This window comes from Streptomyces sp. NPDC047515, assembly GCF_040643055.1.
Classification (GTDB): Bacteria; Actinomycetota; Actinomycetes; order Streptomycetales; family Streptomycetaceae; genus Streptomyces.
In genome coordinates, this window is sequence record NZ_JBEYTM010000004.1 from 158296 (window position 1) to 175468 (window position 17173).

Below are 17173 nucleotides of genomic sequence, written 5' to 3' on the forward strand. Positions count from 1 at the left end.
GATTCACGCATCCCGCAGAGCGACGCCGTCCCATCGGGACCAGCAGGCACAGCCCATCTTCATGCTCACCAAACATGGGTAATTTCAGCGATTTTGACCATGATCCGGACAGCTGAGTCCGGGCCGACGGGCCACCTGTCACCCGGGAACCGGCATGGCAGAATTACCGCGATGAACACGCAGGCGATCGGCCTCCGGGCGACACGGGCAGCGCTCTTCACCGCGCTGTGCCTGACGCTGTCCTCGGGCGCCCACGCACTGCTCTCCTCACTGCCGCTGCCGCTGCCGCTGCTCGCGCTGATCGGTACGGTCGTCTTTCTGCTCGCCTTCGCCCTGGCGGGCGCGCGCGAGCGGGGGTTCTGGCCCATCGCCGCGCTGCTCGTACCGCTCGAACTCGCGGCGGACACCGTGTTCACCAGCGGACAGCACGCCTGCTACGGCCCGGCGGGCGGCCCCGTGGCGGGGTCGTTGCGGTCCATGGGCTGGGACCTGATCTGCGGCGGCGATTCCTTCGGCGCCCCCCTGGCGCACGTCGCACCGCCCGGCGCCGACTCCGCATCGATGACCCCCTGGCTGCTGCTCGCCGCACATGTCTCGGTGGGGCTCGTCGCGGCGGCATGGCTGTGGCGCGGCGAGGTCGCGCTGGCGCGGCTGCTGCGTGCGGTGGCCGCCTTCACGCCCCGGCCGCTGCTCGTCGCCTGCGCCGTGGACGTGGTCCGCGGGGAGCCGACGCGCCCCCGCCCGCGCCCCGCGCTGCGCACGCCGGTCATGCGCACCCGTCTTCTGACGCACTCCGTAGGACTGCGCGGACCACCGTGCCGGGCCCACTGACCCCAGTACGGCAGTCCCCATCCCTTACCCAGATCTACGGAGAGTCGATCCATCATGAGCAAGCGCAACAGCCAGCAGGCGAAGACAGCGGCCCGCGAGCGGCTGCGCATCGAGCGCGAACGCCAGGCCAAGCGGGACAAGGTGCGGCGGCAGATCACGGTCGCCGGTTCGATCGTCGCCGTCCTGGCGATAGCCGGCGGCATCGGCTACTTCGTGGTGCAGGGCAACAAGCCCTCCCAGTGGGAGGCCGCGAAGGACAAGGCACTGGTCGCGCCCAAAAACACCACCGGCAAGAACAACACGACGGTCACCCTCGGCCAGGAGTCCGCCAAGAAGACGATCATCGCCTTCGAGGACCCTCGCTGCCCCATCTGCGCCACGTTCGAGCAGACAGTCGGCCCGACGGTCGAGAAGGACCTGAAGGACGGCAAGTACAAGCTCCAGTACGTGGGTGCCACCTTCCTCGACACCAACCTCCCCGGCGAGGGCTCCAGGAACGCGCTCAGCGCGCTCGGCGCCGCCCTCAACGTGTCCAAGGACGCCTTCACCTCCTACAAGGAAGCGCTCTACTCGGCGAAGTACCACCCGGAGGAGACGGACGACAAGTTCAAGGATGACGCGTACCTCATCGAGATCGCGAACACCGTCTCCGAGCTGAAGAACAACAAGACCTTCCAGAAGGACGTCAAGGACGGCACCTTCGATCGCTGGGCGATCGAGATGTCAAAGAACTTCGACGACAACAAGTACGGCGTCGAAGGCTCCCCGTCCTTCGTCACCGACGGCAAGAAGATCACCGGCCCGGACGGCAAGAACGCGCCGATGACCGTCGACGACTGGAACACCGCCGTCGACAAGGCCCTCAAGGGCTGAGGCAGCACACCCTCACGGGCTGACGCCGCACGGAGGAGCGAGTGGGCTCTTCACAGAAGAGCGGGTGAACTCTTCGGATTCACCCGCTTTTTGACCGTACCGACCGGTGGTCTGACCGTCTGCGACCAGTCACATACCTTCAGGTGCCCGGCCGGACCGCTCCGGCCCTCACGCCTCGCGCCGCCGCGCGGTCGTCGAGGCCGCCGCCGTCGGTGCCGTGCTCGCCGCCCCGCTCGTCTCGGCGGCCACCGCCCATGCCGCGGCATCCTGCTGTGGACCCGGGTGACGCCGAACGCCGGGGCGACCCCCGGCTCGGGCAAGGGCCCCGTCGTGCGGGTGAGTTGGGAGGCCACCGCGAGCGCGGGCTCCTCCGCGTCCGCCGTGTCCGCCGAGAAGTGCGCGAGCGGGACGAGCGCCGACGCCACCGCACGCGCGGCCCGCCCCTCGGGCACCAAGCACGCCGCGGACCCCAATGAACTGACCGCGGCCCAGGCCAAGGCCATCGACACGCAGCTCAAGGAGAGACTCGCGGACCGCCGGGTGAGCGGCCCCACGCTCGCCGCCGGAGCGACCGTCCCGGTCTACTTCCACGTCATCCACTCCGGCACCACCGGCAAGCTCACCGCGAGCAACATCAGCAGCCAGATGAACGTGCTGAACGCGGCCTACAGCGGCCAGGGCACCGGCAACACCAACTCCGGCTTCCAGTTCTCACTGGCCGGCACCGACTACACGGACAACGCCTCCTGGTACAACCTCTCGTCGGGCTCCGCCGCCGAGAAGTCGATGAAGTCGACGCTGCGCAAGGGCGGCAAGAACGCGCTCGACATCTACACCGCCAACCTCGGCGGCGGCCTGCTGGGCTGGGCCACCTTCCCCAGCTCCTACACGTCCAGCCCGAGCATGGACGGCGTCGTCATCCTGGACGCCTCGCTGCCCGGCGGGTCGGCCACCAACTACAACGAGGGCGACACCGCCACCCACGAGGTCGGCCACTGGATGGGGCTGTACCACACCTTCCAGGGCGGTTGCAACGGCAACGGCGACTACGTCACCGACACCCCGGCCGAGGCGAGCGCGGCGTACGCCTGCCCGACCGGACGCGACACCTGCACCAACAAGTCCGGTGTCGACCCGATCCACAAACGGTCACAGCGTGGCGAGGAATCCGAGCGAGACCTTCCAGGCCAGCTCGGCCGACGCCTGGTCGAAGTCGGGCAGTTCGGGGTCCGTGAAGAGATGGCCCGCCCCCGGGTAGCGGTAGATCTCGACATCGGCACCGGTCCGCTGCATCTGCAGATACCAGGAGTTCAGCCAGTCGTGCGTCTCGAACGGGTCGGGGTCCGCGACATGCAGCTGTACGGGCAGCTCGTCCACCGAGGCGTTCTCCGCGATGTCCGAGGTGCCGTGGAACAGCAGCAGACCGCGCGCCTTCTCGTCGCCGAGCGCCAGAGTCTGCGCGGTGGACGCGCCGAAGGAGAACCCGGCGTACACCAGGCCCCGGTCGGAGTAGGGCGCGGCGGCCAGCACGGCCCGCCTGAGCAGTTCGTCCTTGCCCACCTCTTCCTTGAAGGCCAGGCCCTCCTCGACGGTTTCGAAGGTGTGTCCCTCGAAGAGATCGGGCACGTGCACCTCGTGCCCGGCGGCGCGCAGCCGGTCGGCGGCAGCGTGCACCGCGGGGCGCAGACCGAACGTCGAGTGGAAAAGCATGATGTTCATGAGGCCCATGGTGCCAGCTACGGTCGAGAGCATGGAGAGCGACGGGATGGAGAGCGTGCTGCGTCCGGTGATCGTGGCCGGTGGCGCGGTCGTGATCACGCTGCTAGTCGGCTGGCTGGTCGATCTGCTGCTCAGACGGGCCGACGACCGCCACCGGGAGACGCCGTTGTGGGGTCTGCTGCGGCGCTGCCGGATACCGCTCCAGCTGACCCTGTGCACGGCGCTGCTGAGGGGCACGTACACCCACACCCGGCTCGAACCGGTCGACGACCATCGGGCGGGGATCGGCCAGGTGCTCACACTGGTGCTGATCGGCGCGTCGGCCTGGCTGGTCGTGCGGATGGCGGCGGCCGTGGTCGATTCCGTCTACGCCCGGTACGCGGCGACCACCCGCGATCCGGCGCGGGTGCGGCGGGTCCGTACGCAGGTGACGCTGATCCAGCGGGTGGTCACGGCGATCGTGGCGGTCGTCGCGGTCGGCGCGATGCTGCTGACGTTCCCGGCGATGCGGACGTTCGGCACCTCGATGCTGGCCTCGGCCGGTGTCCTCGGCATCGTCGCGGGCATCGCGGCCCAGTCGACGCTCGGCAACCTCTTCGCGGGGCTGCAGATCGCGTTCGGCGACATGGTGCGGATCGGTGACACGGTGGTGGTGGACGGCGAGTGGGGCACGATCGAGGAGATCACGCTGACCTTTCTCGCGGTACGGACCTGGGACGAGCGGCGGATCACGATGCCGGTCTCCTACTTCACCAGCAAACCGTTCGAGAACTGGTCGCGCGGCGGTGCCCAGATGACCGGTTCGGTCTTCTTCCACCTCGACCACTCGGCCCCGGTCGCCGCGATGCGCGAGCAGCTGCGGGACATCCTGGGCGAGTGCGCCGCCTGGGACGGACGCAACTGGTCCCTGGCGGTCACAGACACCACACCGTCGACGATCCAGGTCCGCGCGGTGGTCACGGCGAAGGACGCGGACGACATCTGGACGGTGCGCTGTGCCGTCCGGGAGCAGCTCATCGGCTGGCTGCGCGACCACCATCCGTACGCGCTGCCACGGATCGCGACGGCGCCCGCGACGCTTCCGCCCGGTGACGAGTGGCCGAACCCGTCCCACCCGACGAACGAGAAACCGGCCGACCGTGACAGGTCGCCGCGCACGGGACGCGGCTGATCCGCCACACGTTCCAGCGGGCGCCGGCGCGCGGGCCGACCCACCGCGGGCACCGCCTCACCGCAGACTGCGTACATCCAGCTGTCGCAGCACCCGGTCGACGATCTCCGGGTCCGTACCCGCCTCGTTGCGGGCCGACAGCACCGCGTGGCGGGCGGCCGACATCATTTCGCGCTGGACGCGGTTGACCGCCCGGAAGCGTTCGGCGCGCTTCGCGTACGCCTCGCGGCGCTCCTCGTCGACCATGTCGGGACTGATCCGCGCCCCCACGTCGTACGCCAACCGCTGCAGCCGTTCCGCGACTTCCTCCGGGAACTCCTCGACCTCCTGGATCTCCTTGAGCCGTTGCTTCGCGGCCTTCGCGGCGCGGATCGCGAGGTCCTTCTCCAGCGCCTCCTCGACGTCCGTGTCCGCCCGGACCCGGAGCGTGCGGACCAGCCACGGCAGGGTGAGTCCCTGGACGACGAGCGTGGCCGTGATCACGGCGAAGGCGATGAAGACGATCTCGTCGCGTCCCGGGAACGGCTTCCCGTCGTCCGTCTTCAGCGGGATCGCCAGCGCCAGCGCGACCGAGGCGACGCCGCGCATCCCGGACCACCACATGACGACGGTCTCCCGCCAGCTGGTGGGGATGTCCTCGCTGACGTCGCGCCGGGTGTGCAGCCGTTTGGCGAGCCAGGTCGCCGGGAGCAGATACAGCAGTCGTACCCCGACGACGACCGCGACGACGGCCAGACCCCAGCCGAGCATCTGGAGCTGACGGCCGTCGGCCGTCCCGAAGACGTTGTGCAGTTCGAGGCCGATCAGTCCGAAGGCGACTCCGGTGACGAGGGTGTCGACGATCTCCCAGAAGCTGCGGCCGGTGAGCCGCCCGAGGACGTCGTCGGCGTCGGCGGTGTGCTCGGCGAGGAAGAGCGCGGTGGTGAGGACGGCGAGGACACCCGATCCCATCAGCTCCTCCGCGAGCACATAGCTCACGAACGGCACCAGCAGGGTGAGGCCGACCTGGAGCGTGGCGTCGCCGAGCAGACCCATGAGCTTGATGGTGATCCAGCCGAGCGCGAGGCCCACGGCCACGGCGACGACCGCGGAGAGGACGAGCAGTCCGAAGGCCTCCGGCAACGAGAACGTACCGCTCACCGCGGCGGCGATCGCCACGTGGTAGAGCACGATCGCGGTCACGTCGTTGAACAGCCCCTCGCCCTCCAGGATGGAGACGAGCCTGCGCGGCAGCCCGACCGAGCCCGCGACGGCCGTCGCCGCGACGGGGTCGGGCGGGGCGACGAGCGCTCCGAGCGCCACTGCGGCGGCGATGGGCAGCCCGGGGACTATCGCGTTGGCCACCGCGGCGACGGCGGCCGTCGTGATGAAGACCAGCGCCACGGCCAGCAGAAAGATCGGTCGTTTATTGGCGGCGAACTGCCGCCAGGAAGTGCGCTGCACGGAGGCGTAAAGCAGTGGGGGCAGCAGCGCGGGAAGAATGATCTCGGGCGGGATGTCCACATTCGGCACGAAGCTGAGGAACGCCATGCCGACTCCGGCGAGCGTCATCAGCACCGGCGCGGGCAGCCCCAGACGTTCCCCCAGTGGCACCGTGACCACAGCTCCGAGCAACAGCAGGAGGAGCAGTGCCATTTGGTCCACGAGGTGCCTTCCGGGGCGTGGTGAGCCGGCCACCGCGATCGGCCGACGTGGGGTTTCAAGCCTGCCACGCAAGGCCCGTAATCCGGACAACACCCCCTTCACAGTCCTCACCGGCGGACCATTCCTCCGATGTTTATGCGGTCACCCCTCTTCCGCTGCCTCTCCGGGGCGGGCAGTATGCGGCATGCGTGATTCAGGGACAGGAATCCGCACCACGTACATGACTGGCAGGAGAAACCACGTGACCACGTTCTCCCGAAGGCATTTCGTCGGCGCCGCTGCCGGAACATCCGCGCTCTGGCTCGCCGGCTCCCGCACCGCATGGGCCGCGTCGGCCCCCGGCCCGGCAGGCCGCCCGGGGGCCGACGTCCACGAGACGACCGTCCGGGACGCCGCCATGACCTGGCGCACCCTCCCCACCGGCTGGCAGCAGGCACCCTTCCTCGCCAACGGCTACCTCGGCGCCCAGCTCTACGCGGGAAAGACCGCCAACACGTTGAAGCTGATGCTCAGTCACAGCCAGGTGCAGGACCAGCGCGGCCAGTGGCGCGGCGGCATCGGCTTCTCCCGCCTTCCCATCGGGTACTTCACCCTGACCCTGGCCGGGGAGATCACCGGCGTCGACTGGACCCTGGATCCGTACGACGCCGAGCTGCGCGGCACGGTCACCACCAGCCGCGGCTCGCTGGCCTTCTCCGCCCTCGTCCAGAACGACACCGGCGCCCTGCTGATCTCCACCCGGCCCTCCCCCGGCGAGGAGTCCGCCGCCTGGTCCTTCCAGTGGCTGCAGGCGGCCACCACCCGCAACAGCGGCAAGCCGGATGACTACACGCCCAACCCGGACCCGCGCGTCGGCGACGGCTTCGTCGAGCAGCCGCTGCTCGCGGGCGGCGGCTGGACCACCGCCTGGCGCGAACGCCGCGAGGGCACCGGCCGGCTGCTCGCCGCACACCTCGTGTACCGCTTTCCCGGCCGGGTGTCGGAGGCGACGACCGCCGCGCTCCGTGCCGTGGACCGCACCCTCGCCACCGACCTCGACCGACTGGTGGACCGACACCGCGGCTGGTGGCATGCGTACTACCGGCGCAGCTTCCTCTCCGTGCCGGACAAGCGGCTGCAGAGCTTCTACCTCATCCAGCTCTACAAGCTCGCCGCGTCGACCAGGGCCGAGGGCCCGACGATCTCCGAATGGGGCCCGTGGTTCCCCGAGGTCGGCAACAACTGGACCGCGGTCTGGTGGAACCTCAACGTCCAGATCGGCATGGCACCCGTCCACGGCTCCAACCACCCCGAACTCGACTCGGTGACGGGCGCCTTCCGCCGCTTCGAGCACAACCTCCCGGCCTCTGTCCCCGTCGACTACCGCGACGGCGAGAGCTACGCGCTGGGCCACCCCTCCGACTGGCAGCTGCGCGCGGGGGACACGTACGACGTCGGCGCCCCGGGCTCGGACCACGTCTCCGACAACTTCGGCAATCTCACCTGGGCCCTGCACAACGTCTGGCAGTCCTACCGGCACTCGATGGACCTGTCCGTGCTGCGCGACGTGGTGTACCCGATCCTGGCGAAGGCCATCAACTTCTACGCCCACTTCCTGCACGAGGGCCCCGACGGCAGACTGCATCTGCTGGAGACCCGCTCCCCCGAGTACGCCAACGCCGCGGACTGCACCTACGACCTCTCGCTCGTCCGCTGGGGCGTGCGCACCCTCATCGCCTCCGCGAAGCTGCTGCGCAACGCCGACCCCCGGCTGAAGCGCTGGCAGGACATCGACCGCAGGCTCACCCCGTACGCCGAGGACCCGGTGGCCGGCGTCATGATCGGCAAGGACGTCCCGCTCGCGGACTCGCACCGCCATCACTCGCATCTGCTCTGGCTCTATCCGCTGCGCGAGCGCAACTGGGACCGGACCGGGGACCGCGGGGTGATGCGGCGCTCCATGGACCACTGGGTCTCCATGCAGCAGCTGTGGCACGGTTACAGCTACGCCACCGCCTCGTCCATGTACTCGGTGATGGACGAGCCGGAGAAGGCTCTCGACTTCCTGACCTTCTTCACCGATCTGAAGGTGGTCGCGGACTGCCAGATGACGGTCAACACCATGTACAGGGAGGGCAAGAACCTCGCCCTGGAAAGTCCGCTGTCCGCGGCCCAGTCGATGCTCGACATGGTGGTGCAGAGCCACGAGGGAGTCGTGAGGGTCTTCCCCTCCGTCTCGGACCGCTGGGCGGACGCGTCGATCGCTTCCCTGCGCACCCAGGGCGCGTTCCTCGTGGACGCGGACCGCTCCGGAGGTGCCACGCGCTGGGTACGGGTGCACAGCGAAGCGGGCGCGCCGCTGACCCTGGACCACTCGATCACGGGCCGGATCGACGTGCGCGACGCACACGGGCGACCGCTGCGCTGGCGGGAGACCGGGCCGGGCCGGATCGCCCTGAGCCTGCCGCGCGGTGGCACGGCGGTGGTCACTGCGCACGGTGCGCGCTCCTCCGGGACAGAACCGCGCGACGTGCCGTCGAACGGTACGTGGACCCGCTGGGGTCTGCCGGACCGCCCCTGACGACCGCCGGGGTGCCGCCGCGTCCGTACGACCGGAGCGGCACCCCTGCGCCGGGGCCCGGCTCCGGGGTCCTTCGTCCGGTCGAGCCGGATCGGTGCCGGGCCCCGCGAGCCCGGCGGGGTCCGAACGAGAGCCCCCGGTCCTGCGAAGTGCGTCAGTCCTGCAGAGTGCGTCGCATGGCGCGGTGCGGGATCCCCGCGTCCGGGAATTCGGGACCGTACGCCGCGTACCCGAGCCGCTCGTAGAAGCCGAGCGCATGGGTCTGGGCATGGAGGTCGACGGCGGCCAGACCCAGCTCGCGGGCCGCGTCCTCGATGGCCCTCACCAGCGCCACGCCGACACCGAGGCCGCGCGCCCGCTTGACCACCGCCAGCCGGCCGAGCGAACCGACGGCGAGGTCCGTGCCGGTCTTGGCCACCGCGGCCGGGCCGTGCAGCAGCCGCCCGGTACCGAGCGCCGAACCGTCCGCCGCGACGGCGATCACATGCACCGCGTCCGCGTCGTAGGCGTCGTACTCGATCTCCTCGGGCACGTTCTGCTCGCCGACGAACACATCCTTGCGGACCTGGAAACAGGCGGCGCGGTCCCGCTCGTCGACGACGGTACGGGTGGTGTACGGGGCAGGCGCGCGGCTCATTCGCTCTCCGCGGTGATCTTGTCCAGGGCCTGCTGGAGGTCGGCGGGGTAGTTGCTGGAGAACTCCACCCAGCTGCCGTCGGCGGGGTGCTCGAAGCCGAGCCGGACGGCGTGCAGCCACTGCCTCGTCAGGCCGAGGCGCTTGGCCATCGTCGGGTCGGCGCCGTAGGTCAGGTCACCGACACAGGGGTGGCGGTGGGCGGACATGTGGACCCGGATCTGGTGGGTGCGGCCCGTCTCCAGCTTGATGTCCAGAAGGCTGGCGGCGCGGTAGGCCTCGATGAGGTCGTAGTGCGTCACGGAGGGCTTGCCGTCTGCGGTGACGGCCCACTTGTAGTCGTGGTTGGGGTGGCGCCCGATGGGGGCGTCGATGGTGCCGCTCATCGGATCCGGGTGGCCCTGCACCAGTGCGTGGTACTTCTTCTCGACGACCCGGTCGCGGAACTGCGCCTTCAGCAGGGTGTAGGCGCGCTCGGACTTGGCGACGACCATCAGCCCGGAGGTGCCCACGTCGAGACGGTGGACGATGCCCTGGCGCTCGGCCGCTCCGGACGTGGAGATCCGGTATCCGGCAGCGGCGAGACCACCGATGACGGTCGTGCCGGTCCAGCCGGGGCTCGGGTGGGCGGCGACCCCGACCGGCTTCACGATCACGACGATGTCGTCGTCGTCGTGCACGATCTCCATGCCCTCGACGGGCTCGGCGACGATATGCACCGGAGCGGGTGCCTGCGGCATCTCCACTTCCAGCCAGGCACCGCCCCGCACCCGCTCGGACTTCCCGACCACCGAACCGTCCACCTGCACCTTCCCGGCAGCGGCCAGCTCGGCGGCCTTGGTGCGGGAGAAACCGAACATCCGGGAAATGGCGGCGTCGATACGCTCGCCCTCCAGACCGTCGGGTACGGGCAGGGTGCGGACCTCGGGATACGTACTCACCTGACCGAGTATGCCTTGCGCCCGCTAGTCCTTGTGCACGGTGCCGTCGGGGTCCAGGCCCCTGAAGGAGAGAAGCACGATCAGGATGCCCCCGCAGACGATCGCGGAGTCCGCCAGGTTGAAGACGGCGAAGTGTTCGACGGAGATGAAGTCCACCACCGCGCCCTGGAAGGTGCCGGGAGCGCGGAACAGGCGGTCGGTGAGGTTGCCGAGCGCTCCGCCGAGCAGCAGACCGAGCGCTATGGCCCACGGCAGGCTGTAGAGCTTGCGGGCGATCCGGGCGATCACGACGATCACGGCGGCCGCGATGACGGTGAAGATGACCGTGTACGCCTCGCCGACACTGAACGCGGCGCCCGAGTTGCGGATCACCTCGAACCTCAGCCAGTTGCCGATGACCTCGACCGGAGGGTGGTGCTCCAGCTTCGCGACCACGAGCACCTTGCTGATCAGGTCGAGCAGGAAGGCGAAGGCGGCCACGACGAAGAGCACCGCGATCTTCCGCTTGCCCCTGCTCGGAGCGGCCTCCTCGACCCGGCCACCGGCCTCGTCCCCTTCGGTCCCCTCAGCATCGGGGATGTCCGGCGTACCGATGATGCGCTCCGCCTCTGCCACGTGAGTCCCTCAACCCTAGGTTCCTGACTGAGGACGAGGGTACGACACACCGCCTCGGATCAACCGCGTCGCTCCTGTTTCTGTTTGTCCTCGACGCAGAGCGTGGCGCGGGGGAACGCCTGCATCCGTGCCTTGCCGATCGGATTGCCGCAGACCTCGCACAGCCCGTATGTCCCGGCGTCGAGCCGGGCCAGCGCCCGCTCGGTCTGGTCCAGCATCTCCTGGGCATTGGCGGCGAGCGACATCTCGTGCTCGCGGGTGATGTTCTTGGTGCCGGTGTCCGCCTCGTCGTCACCCGCCCCGTCGCCGGAGTCGCGCATCAGCCCGGCGAGCGCGGCACTCGCTGCCTCCAGCTCATTGCGCAGCCGCGTGATCTCGCTGCTCAGCACGGACCGCGCCTCTTCGACCTCTGCCGGCGTCCAGGGGTCCTCACCCGGCCGGACCGCCAGCTCGCCGGGGACTGCCGTGGCGACTCCGCGGGCCGGGGGCACGGGCCCGGCGCCCTTGCCGGGGGTGCGGGTCCGGGCCGCGCTCTTCTTGGCTACCACCGTGTGGGCTCCCGTCTGCTCGGCGGCCTCGGCCGCCTCCGTGGCCGCCGCAGCGGCCTTCTTCGAAGCCTTGTCGGCCGCGCTCTTCTTCGCAGGCGCCTTCTCGGCCGACGCCGCGTGCTCGGCAACCGCGTGCTCGGCGGGCGCCGTCCTCTTCCGGGCCGCGGTCTTCCTCGCGGCGGTCTTCTTCGTTGCGGTCTTCTTCGTTGCGGCCTTCTTGGCAGCCTCTGCGCTCGTGCTCCCGGCCGCCGCACCCGTGGATCTCGCTGACGCCGACTTCTTCGCGGCGGTCTTCTTCGCCACCATGGCCGCGGCCCCTTCACATATTGTGATCTTGCACGCGAATCGTGCTGGGACGATAAATCGACCCCAGCCCCGCGGCAACGGGGCACGCCGCCGAATCGCCCCTCCCCGTGTCCGGATGCCGACGCGTCTGAATCCGTTGTGCCCAGCTCCCCGCCGGGTAATCCGCCTCCTGTCCCCCGCCGGGACTCCGTACGCCCGCGTCTGCCCATTCGGGTCACGCCCCGCCCCACGGGTTAAACCGGTCGGCCGTCGCCCGGACGGGCCCGTACACTGGCCACAGCGAGAGGCGTGGATGGGACGAGTAGCGTCGTACGCAGCCAGGAGCGACCCGGGGACGGTGGGAGCCCGGGGGCGAGCGCGTCGTGAAGATCACCCGGAGCCGTCGGAAGAACGCCGCAAGGCAAGTAGAACCGGCATCGCGACCCCAATGAGGGGGCCACGGGCACACACCCGGGGCCAAGGAGGGTGGTACCGCGGGAGCCGATGAGGCCCTCGTCCCTCCGACGGAAGTGGAAAACGTCCGCCGGAGGAAGTCCGCCCATGACATCGCCGCAGTACCGCCAGGTGCCCGCCCAGGTCGACCTGCCCGCGCTGGAGCACGCCGTGCTCGATTTCTGGCGCGAGAGCAAGGTCTTCGCCAAGAGTCTCGAACAGTCCGAGGGCCGCCCCGAGTGGGTCTTCTACGAGGGTCCGCCGACCGCCAACGGCATGCCCGGCGCCCATCACATCGAGGCCCGCGTCTTCAAGGACGTCTTCCCCCGCTTCCGCACCATGCAGGGCTACCACGTCGGCCGCAAGGCCGGCTGGGACTGCCACGGACTGCCGGTCGAGCTCGCGGTCGAGAAGGAGCTGGGCTTCAACGGCAAGAAGGACATCGAGGCGTACGGCATCGCCGAGTTCAATGCCAAGTGCCGCGAGTCCGTGACCCGGCACACCGACGCGTTCACCGAGCTCACGACCCGGATGGGCTACTGGGTCGACCTCGACGACGCGTACCGCACGATGGACCCCGAGTACGTCGAGTCGGTGTGGTGGTCGCTGAAGGAGATCTTCAACAAGGGCCTGCTGGTCCAGGACCACCGCGTCGCCCCCTGGTGCCCCCGCTGCGGCACGGGCCTGTCCGACCACGAGCTGGCCCAGGGCTACGAGACGGTCGTCGACCCGTCGGTCTTCGTACGCTTCCCCCTCACCTCCGGCCCGCTGGCCGGCGAAGCCTCCCTCCTCGTCTGGACGACCACTCCCTGGACCCTGGTCTCCAACACCGCTGTGGCCGCGCACCCCGACGTCACCTATGTCGTCGCGACCGACGGCGAGGAGAAGCTCGTCGTCGCGCAGCCGCTCGTCGAGAAGGCGCTGGGCGAGGGCTGGGAGACCACCGGCCAGACCTTCACCGGCCGCGAGATGGAGCGCTGGACGTACGAGCGTCCGTTCACCCTGGTGGACTTCCCGAGCGTCAGCGAGGGAAGCGATGGACACAGCCCGGCCGAGGCCCACTACGTCGTCAACGCGCAGTACGTGACGACCGAGGACGGCACGGGTCTGGTCCACCAGTCACCCGCCTTCGGCGCCGACGACCTCGTCGTCTGCAAGGCGTACGGCCTCCCCGTCGTGAACCCGGTCCGCCCCGACGGCACCTTCGAGGAGGACCTGCCGCTGGTCGGCGGCGTCTTCTTCAAGAAGGCCGACGAGGCGCTCACCGAGGACCTGGCCGCCCGCGGCAAGCTCTTCCGACACGTCCCGTACGAGCACAGCTACCCGCACTGCTGGCGCTGCCACACCGCGCTGCTCTACTACGCGCAGCCGTCCTGGTACATCCGTACGACCGCCATCAAGGACCGGCTGCTCGATGAGAACGAGAAGACCAACTGGTTCCCCGACTCGGTCAAGCACGGCCGCTTCGGTGACTGGCTGAACAACAACGTCGACTGGGCGCTGTCCCGCAACCGCTACTGGGGCACCCCGCTGCCGATCTGGCGCTGCGAGGACAGTCACCTCACCTGCGTCGGCTCGCGCGCCGAGCTGAGCGAGCTGGCCGGCACCGACCTCTCCGGCCTCGACCCGCACCGCCCGTTCATCGACGAGATCACGTTCACCTGCTCGCACGAGAACTGCCAGCTGGAGGCGTACCGCGTCCCGGAGGTGATCGACGCCTGGTACGACTCGGGCTCGATGCCCTTCGCGCAGTGGGGCTACCCGTACAAGAACAAGGAGATCTTCGAGAGCCGCTACCCGGCGCAGTTCATCTCGGAGGCCATCGACCAGACCCGCGGCTGGTTCTACACGCTGATGGCGGTCGGCACGCTGGTCTTCGACAAGTCGTCCTACGAGAACGTGGTCTGTCTGGGCCACATCCTCGCCGAGGACGGCCGCAAGATGTCCAAGCACCTCGGGAACATCCTTCAGCCGATCCCCCTCATGGATCAGCACGGCGCGGACGCGGTGCGCTGGTTCATGGCGGCGGGCGGCTCCCCGTGGGCGGCGCGCCGCGTCGGCCACAGCACGATCCAGGAGGTCGTCCGCAAGACCCTCCTGACGTACTGGAACACGGTCGCCTTCCAGGCCCTGTACGCCCGTACGTCGAACTGGGCGCCCACCGCCGCCGACCCGGCCGCGGCGGACCGCACGATCCTGGACCGCTGGCTGCTGAGCGAGCTGAACGCCCTGGTGGATCAGGTCACGCAGGCTCTGGAGGGTTACGACACCCAGCGCGCCGGAAAGCTCCTGTCCGCGTTCGTCGACGACCTGTCCAACTGGTACGTACGCCGCTCGCGCCGCCGCTTCTGGCAGGGCGACAAGGCGGCCCTGCGCACGCTGCACGAGGTCATCGAGACGGTGACCAAGCTGATGGCCCCGCTCACCCCGTTCATCACCGAGCGGGTCTGGCAGGACCTGGTCGCCCCGGTCGCCCCGGACGCCCCCGAGTCGGTCCACCTCTCCGCCTGGCCGAAGGCGGACTTCGGGGCCATCGACCCGGCCCTCTCCACCCAGATGGCGCTGGTGCGCCGCCTGGTCGAGCTGGGCCGGGCCACCCGCGCCGAGTCGGGCGTCAAGACCCGTCAGCCGCTGTCCCGGGCCCTGGTCGCGGCCTCGGGCTTCGAGTCCCTCTCCCCCGAACTGCACACGCAGATCACGGAGGAGCTGAACGTCTCCTCGCTCGCCTCGCTCTCCGAAGTCGGAGGCTCGCTGGTCGACACGACCGCGAAGGCCAACTTCCGCGCGCTCGGCAAGCGGTTCGGCAAGGGCGTCCAGGCGGTGGCCAAGGCGGTCGCGAACGCCGACGCGGCGGCTCTGTCGCTGGCCCTGCGCGAGGGCACGGCATCGGTCGAAGTGGACGGCGAGACGGTGACGCTCGCCCCCGACGAGGTGATCATCACCGAGACCCCGCGCGAGGGGTGGTCGGTGGCGTCCGACTCGGGCGCGACGGTCGCCCTCGACCTGGAGATCACCCCGGAGCTGCGACGCGCGGGCCTGGCCCGTGACGCGATCCGCCTCATCCAGGAGGCCCGCAAGAACAGCGGCCTGGACGTCGCGGACCGTATCGCCGTCCGCTGGACGTCGGCCTCCCCCGCCACCGTGGAGGCCCTGACCGAGCACGCGGCCCTGATCGCGGACGAGGTCCTGGCCCTGGACTACGCACAGGGCGAGGCGGACCCGGAGTACGGCGCGCCGTTCGAGGACGAGGGCCTGTCCCTGACGTTCCGCCTCCGCAAGACGGAGCAGTAGCCCAGGCGCATCGAAGGCCCGCCCGGAACAGGGCGCTTTCCAGGGGTCGTCGCAACACGTGGTCGGTTGTTCAGGCCGCGAGCAGTTCATGCAGGCGCTCGGCCGGGGTTTCCCAGCCGAGCGTTTTGCGTGGGCGGCCGTTGAGCTGAGCCGCGCCGGCGTCAAGGTGTTCGCGGCTGTGGGTGGGCGGCCCTCTCGGATCCCTGTTTCGACAACCACTGGAACCCAAGCAGGTGTTCCGGGCGGGCCTTTCTGCGTGCTCCCGGCGCAGCCCGGCCCCGGCCTGCGGGAAGGAACAGGAAGGGAACGGGTCTCACCGGAGCGCCCCATCCGCACACCGCCCACGCCCCCGTCCACGGCGAAAGGGCCGGGCCCCGGGGAAACCCCGGGGCCCGGCCCTCAGCCTGCCGACGGCTACGCGCTCACCGCGCGCACCGGGCTCAGTTGTCGTCCTCGTCGATCAGGAACCCACGCATCGGCGACGGGGCCTGCTGCATCGGCTGCGGCGCCTGCGGCCGCACCGGCGCCATCGGCTGGGTCATCGCCGGCGACATCTGCTGCTGACCGCCGTACGAGGGCCCGCCGCCCATGGACGGGTTGCCGCCCATCGGCGGGTTGCCGTGACCGCCGTGGTTGCCGCTCCCCATGGTGTGACCCATGGCGCCCGCACCGGCCGGAGCCAGCGAGGGCGACGGCGGCAGCGAAGCGGTCGCCGGGGTCCGCGGCGGGGCCAGCGAGTCGTCGGCCTGGGTCTCCAGCTGACGCAGCTGGCTCTCCAGGTAGGACTTCAGCCGTGTCCGGTACTCGCGCTCGAAGCCACGCAGGTCCTCGACCTTGCGCTCCAGCGTCGCGCGGGCCGACTCCAGCGAGCCCATCGCCACGCGGTGCTTCTCCTGCGCGTCCCGCTCCAGCGCGTCCGCCTTGGCACGCGCGTCCCGCTCCAGTCCCTCGGCACGGCTGCGCGCCTCGCCGACGATCTTGTTGGCCTCGGAACGGGCCTCCGCGATCGCCTGGTCGGCGGTCTGCTGCGCGAGCGACAGGACACGGGCGGCGCTGTCGCCGCCGGGGCCCTGACCGGGCTGCTGCATCTGCGGCGGCGGCTGCATCTGCTGCATCTGCTGCATCTGCTGCTGCGGGGCGTGACCGCCCATGGGGCCGCCCATCGGGCCACCCATGGGACCGCCCTGCATCGGACCGGGGCCGTGCGGGCCCTGCGGGCCGGGGCCGTGCTGGCCCTGGGGACCAGGACCGTGACCGCTGGGACCGGCGGGCAGCTGCGGAGCACCACCGGGCAGCTGGGGGGGACCCATCTGCGGGGGCTGCTGCTGGACCGGCGGACCCGATATGGCGGCGGGCACAGGTGCCCCCGGCCGGTCCTGCGGCTCCGGCTTACGCATTCCCTGCTGCTGGTTCTGCGCGGCGGCACGCGTGGCGGCGGCCAGCTTCGCGCGCAGGTCCTCGTTCTCACGGAGCAGGCGCGTCAGCTCGGACTCGACCTCGTCGAGGAAGGCATCGACCTCGTCCTCGTCATAGCCTTCTCGGAGGCGGACGGTCGTGAACTGCTTGTTCCGCACGTCCTCGGGGGTCAGCGGCATCTCTTCTTCACCT

General features: G+C 70.1%; 12 protein-coding genes and 2 pseudogenes. 7 read left to right on the plus strand and 7 right to left on the minus strand.

Annotated elements, in window-relative coordinates; translation table 11 throughout:
* Window positions 1-171: 171 nt before the first annotated feature.
* The 4 genes and pseudogenes from ABZ826_RS04895 to ABZ826_RS04910 all read left to right on the plus strand — a co-directional run.
* Window positions 172-831 (plus strand): hypothetical protein, encoded by a 660-nt coding sequence (locus ABZ826_RS04895; protein WP_361442210.1) that lies wholly within the window; start codon window positions 172-174, stop codon window positions 829-831.
* Window positions 832-885: 54 nt separating this feature from the next.
* On the plus strand, window positions 886-1704 hold the full coding sequence (locus ABZ826_RS04900) for a thioredoxin domain-containing protein (RefSeq protein ID WP_361442213.1): 819 nt from the start codon (window positions 886-888) through the stop codon (window positions 1702-1704).
* Window positions 1705-1837: 133 nt separating this feature from the next.
* Window positions 1838-2052: pseudogene (locus tag ABZ826_RS04905) on the plus strand (alkaline phosphatase); the annotation flags it as partial.
* Window positions 2035-2847, plus strand: a pseudogene (locus tag ABZ826_RS04910) (zinc metalloprotease); the annotation flags it as partial. The pseudogenes ABZ826_RS04905 and ABZ826_RS04910, both read left to right, overlap by 18 nt.
* 6 nt (window positions 2848-2853) lie before the next feature.
* Here the strand turns inward: ABZ826_RS04910 and ABZ826_RS04915 are convergent.
* A complete protein-coding gene (locus ABZ826_RS04915; protein ID WP_361442492.1) occupies window positions 2854-3432 on the minus strand; it encodes a dienelactone hydrolase family protein in 579 nt (192 codons plus the stop codon).
* A 37-nt stretch (window positions 3433-3469) separates the two neighbouring features.
* On the opposite strand from ABZ826_RS04915, the gene ABZ826_RS04920 reads away from it, so the two are divergent.
* A complete protein-coding gene (locus ABZ826_RS04920; protein ID WP_361442495.1) occupies window positions 3470-4594 on the plus strand; it encodes a mechanosensitive ion channel domain-containing protein in 1125 nt (374 codons plus the stop codon).
* Between the two features lie 57 nt (window positions 4595-4651).
* Here the strand turns inward: ABZ826_RS04920 and ABZ826_RS04925 are convergent, their stop codons facing one another.
* The gene (locus ABZ826_RS04925) at window positions 4652-6238 is read right to left on the minus strand and encodes a Na+/H+ antiporter (protein ID WP_361442216.1); all 1587 of its coding nucleotides are present in this window, start codon (window positions 6236-6238) and stop codon (window positions 4652-4654) included.
* A 241-nt stretch (window positions 6239-6479) separates the two neighbouring features.
* Between ABZ826_RS04925 and ABZ826_RS04930 the strand changes: the two genes are divergently transcribed.
* The gene (locus tag ABZ826_RS04930; protein WP_361442219.1) at window positions 6480-8798 is read left to right on the plus strand and encodes a glycoside hydrolase family 95-like protein; all 2319 of its coding nucleotides are present in this window, start codon (window positions 6480-6482) and stop codon (window positions 8796-8798) included.
* A 154-nt stretch (window positions 8799-8952) separates the two neighbouring features.
* On the opposite strand, the gene ABZ826_RS04935 is transcribed toward ABZ826_RS04930, so the two are convergent.
* From ABZ826_RS04935 to ABZ826_RS04950, 4 genes are read right to left on the minus strand one after another with little or no spacing between them, the layout of a single operon-like run.
* A complete protein-coding gene (locus ABZ826_RS04935; protein WP_361442222.1) occupies window positions 8953-9435 on the minus strand; it encodes a GNAT family N-acetyltransferase in 483 nt (160 codons plus the stop codon).
* Complete coding sequence (locus tag ABZ826_RS04940; protein WP_361442225.1) at window positions 9432-10373, minus strand: RluA family pseudouridine synthase; 942 nt, start codon at window positions 10371-10373, stop codon at window positions 9432-9434. Before ABZ826_RS04940 ends, ABZ826_RS04935 begins: the two co-directional genes overlap by 4 nt.
* A 24-nt stretch (window positions 10374-10397) precedes the next feature.
* Window positions 10398-10988 (minus strand): signal peptidase II, encoded by a 591-nt coding sequence (gene lspA, locus ABZ826_RS04945; protein WP_361442228.1) that lies wholly within the window; start codon window positions 10986-10988, stop codon window positions 10398-10400.
* A 59-nt stretch (window positions 10989-11047) separates the two neighbouring features.
* A complete protein-coding gene (locus ABZ826_RS04950) occupies window positions 11048-11842 on the minus strand; it encodes a TraR/DksA C4-type zinc finger protein (RefSeq protein WP_361442231.1) in 795 nt (264 codons plus the stop codon).
* A gap of 540 nt (window positions 11843-12382) precedes the next feature.
* Between ABZ826_RS04950 and ileS the strand changes: the two genes are divergently transcribed.
* Complete coding sequence (gene ileS, locus ABZ826_RS04955; protein ID WP_361442234.1) at window positions 12383-15565, plus strand: isoleucine--tRNA ligase; 3183 nt, start codon at window positions 12383-12385, stop codon at window positions 15563-15565.
* Between the two features lie 440 nt (window positions 15566-16005).
* Here ileS and ABZ826_RS04960 read toward each other — a convergent pair whose 3' ends face one another.
* Window positions 16006-17160, minus strand: a complete 1155-nt coding sequence (locus ABZ826_RS04960; protein ID WP_361442237.1) for a DivIVA domain-containing protein — start codon at window positions 17158-17160, stop codon at window positions 16006-16008.
* Window positions 17161-17173: the final 13 nt, after the last annotated feature.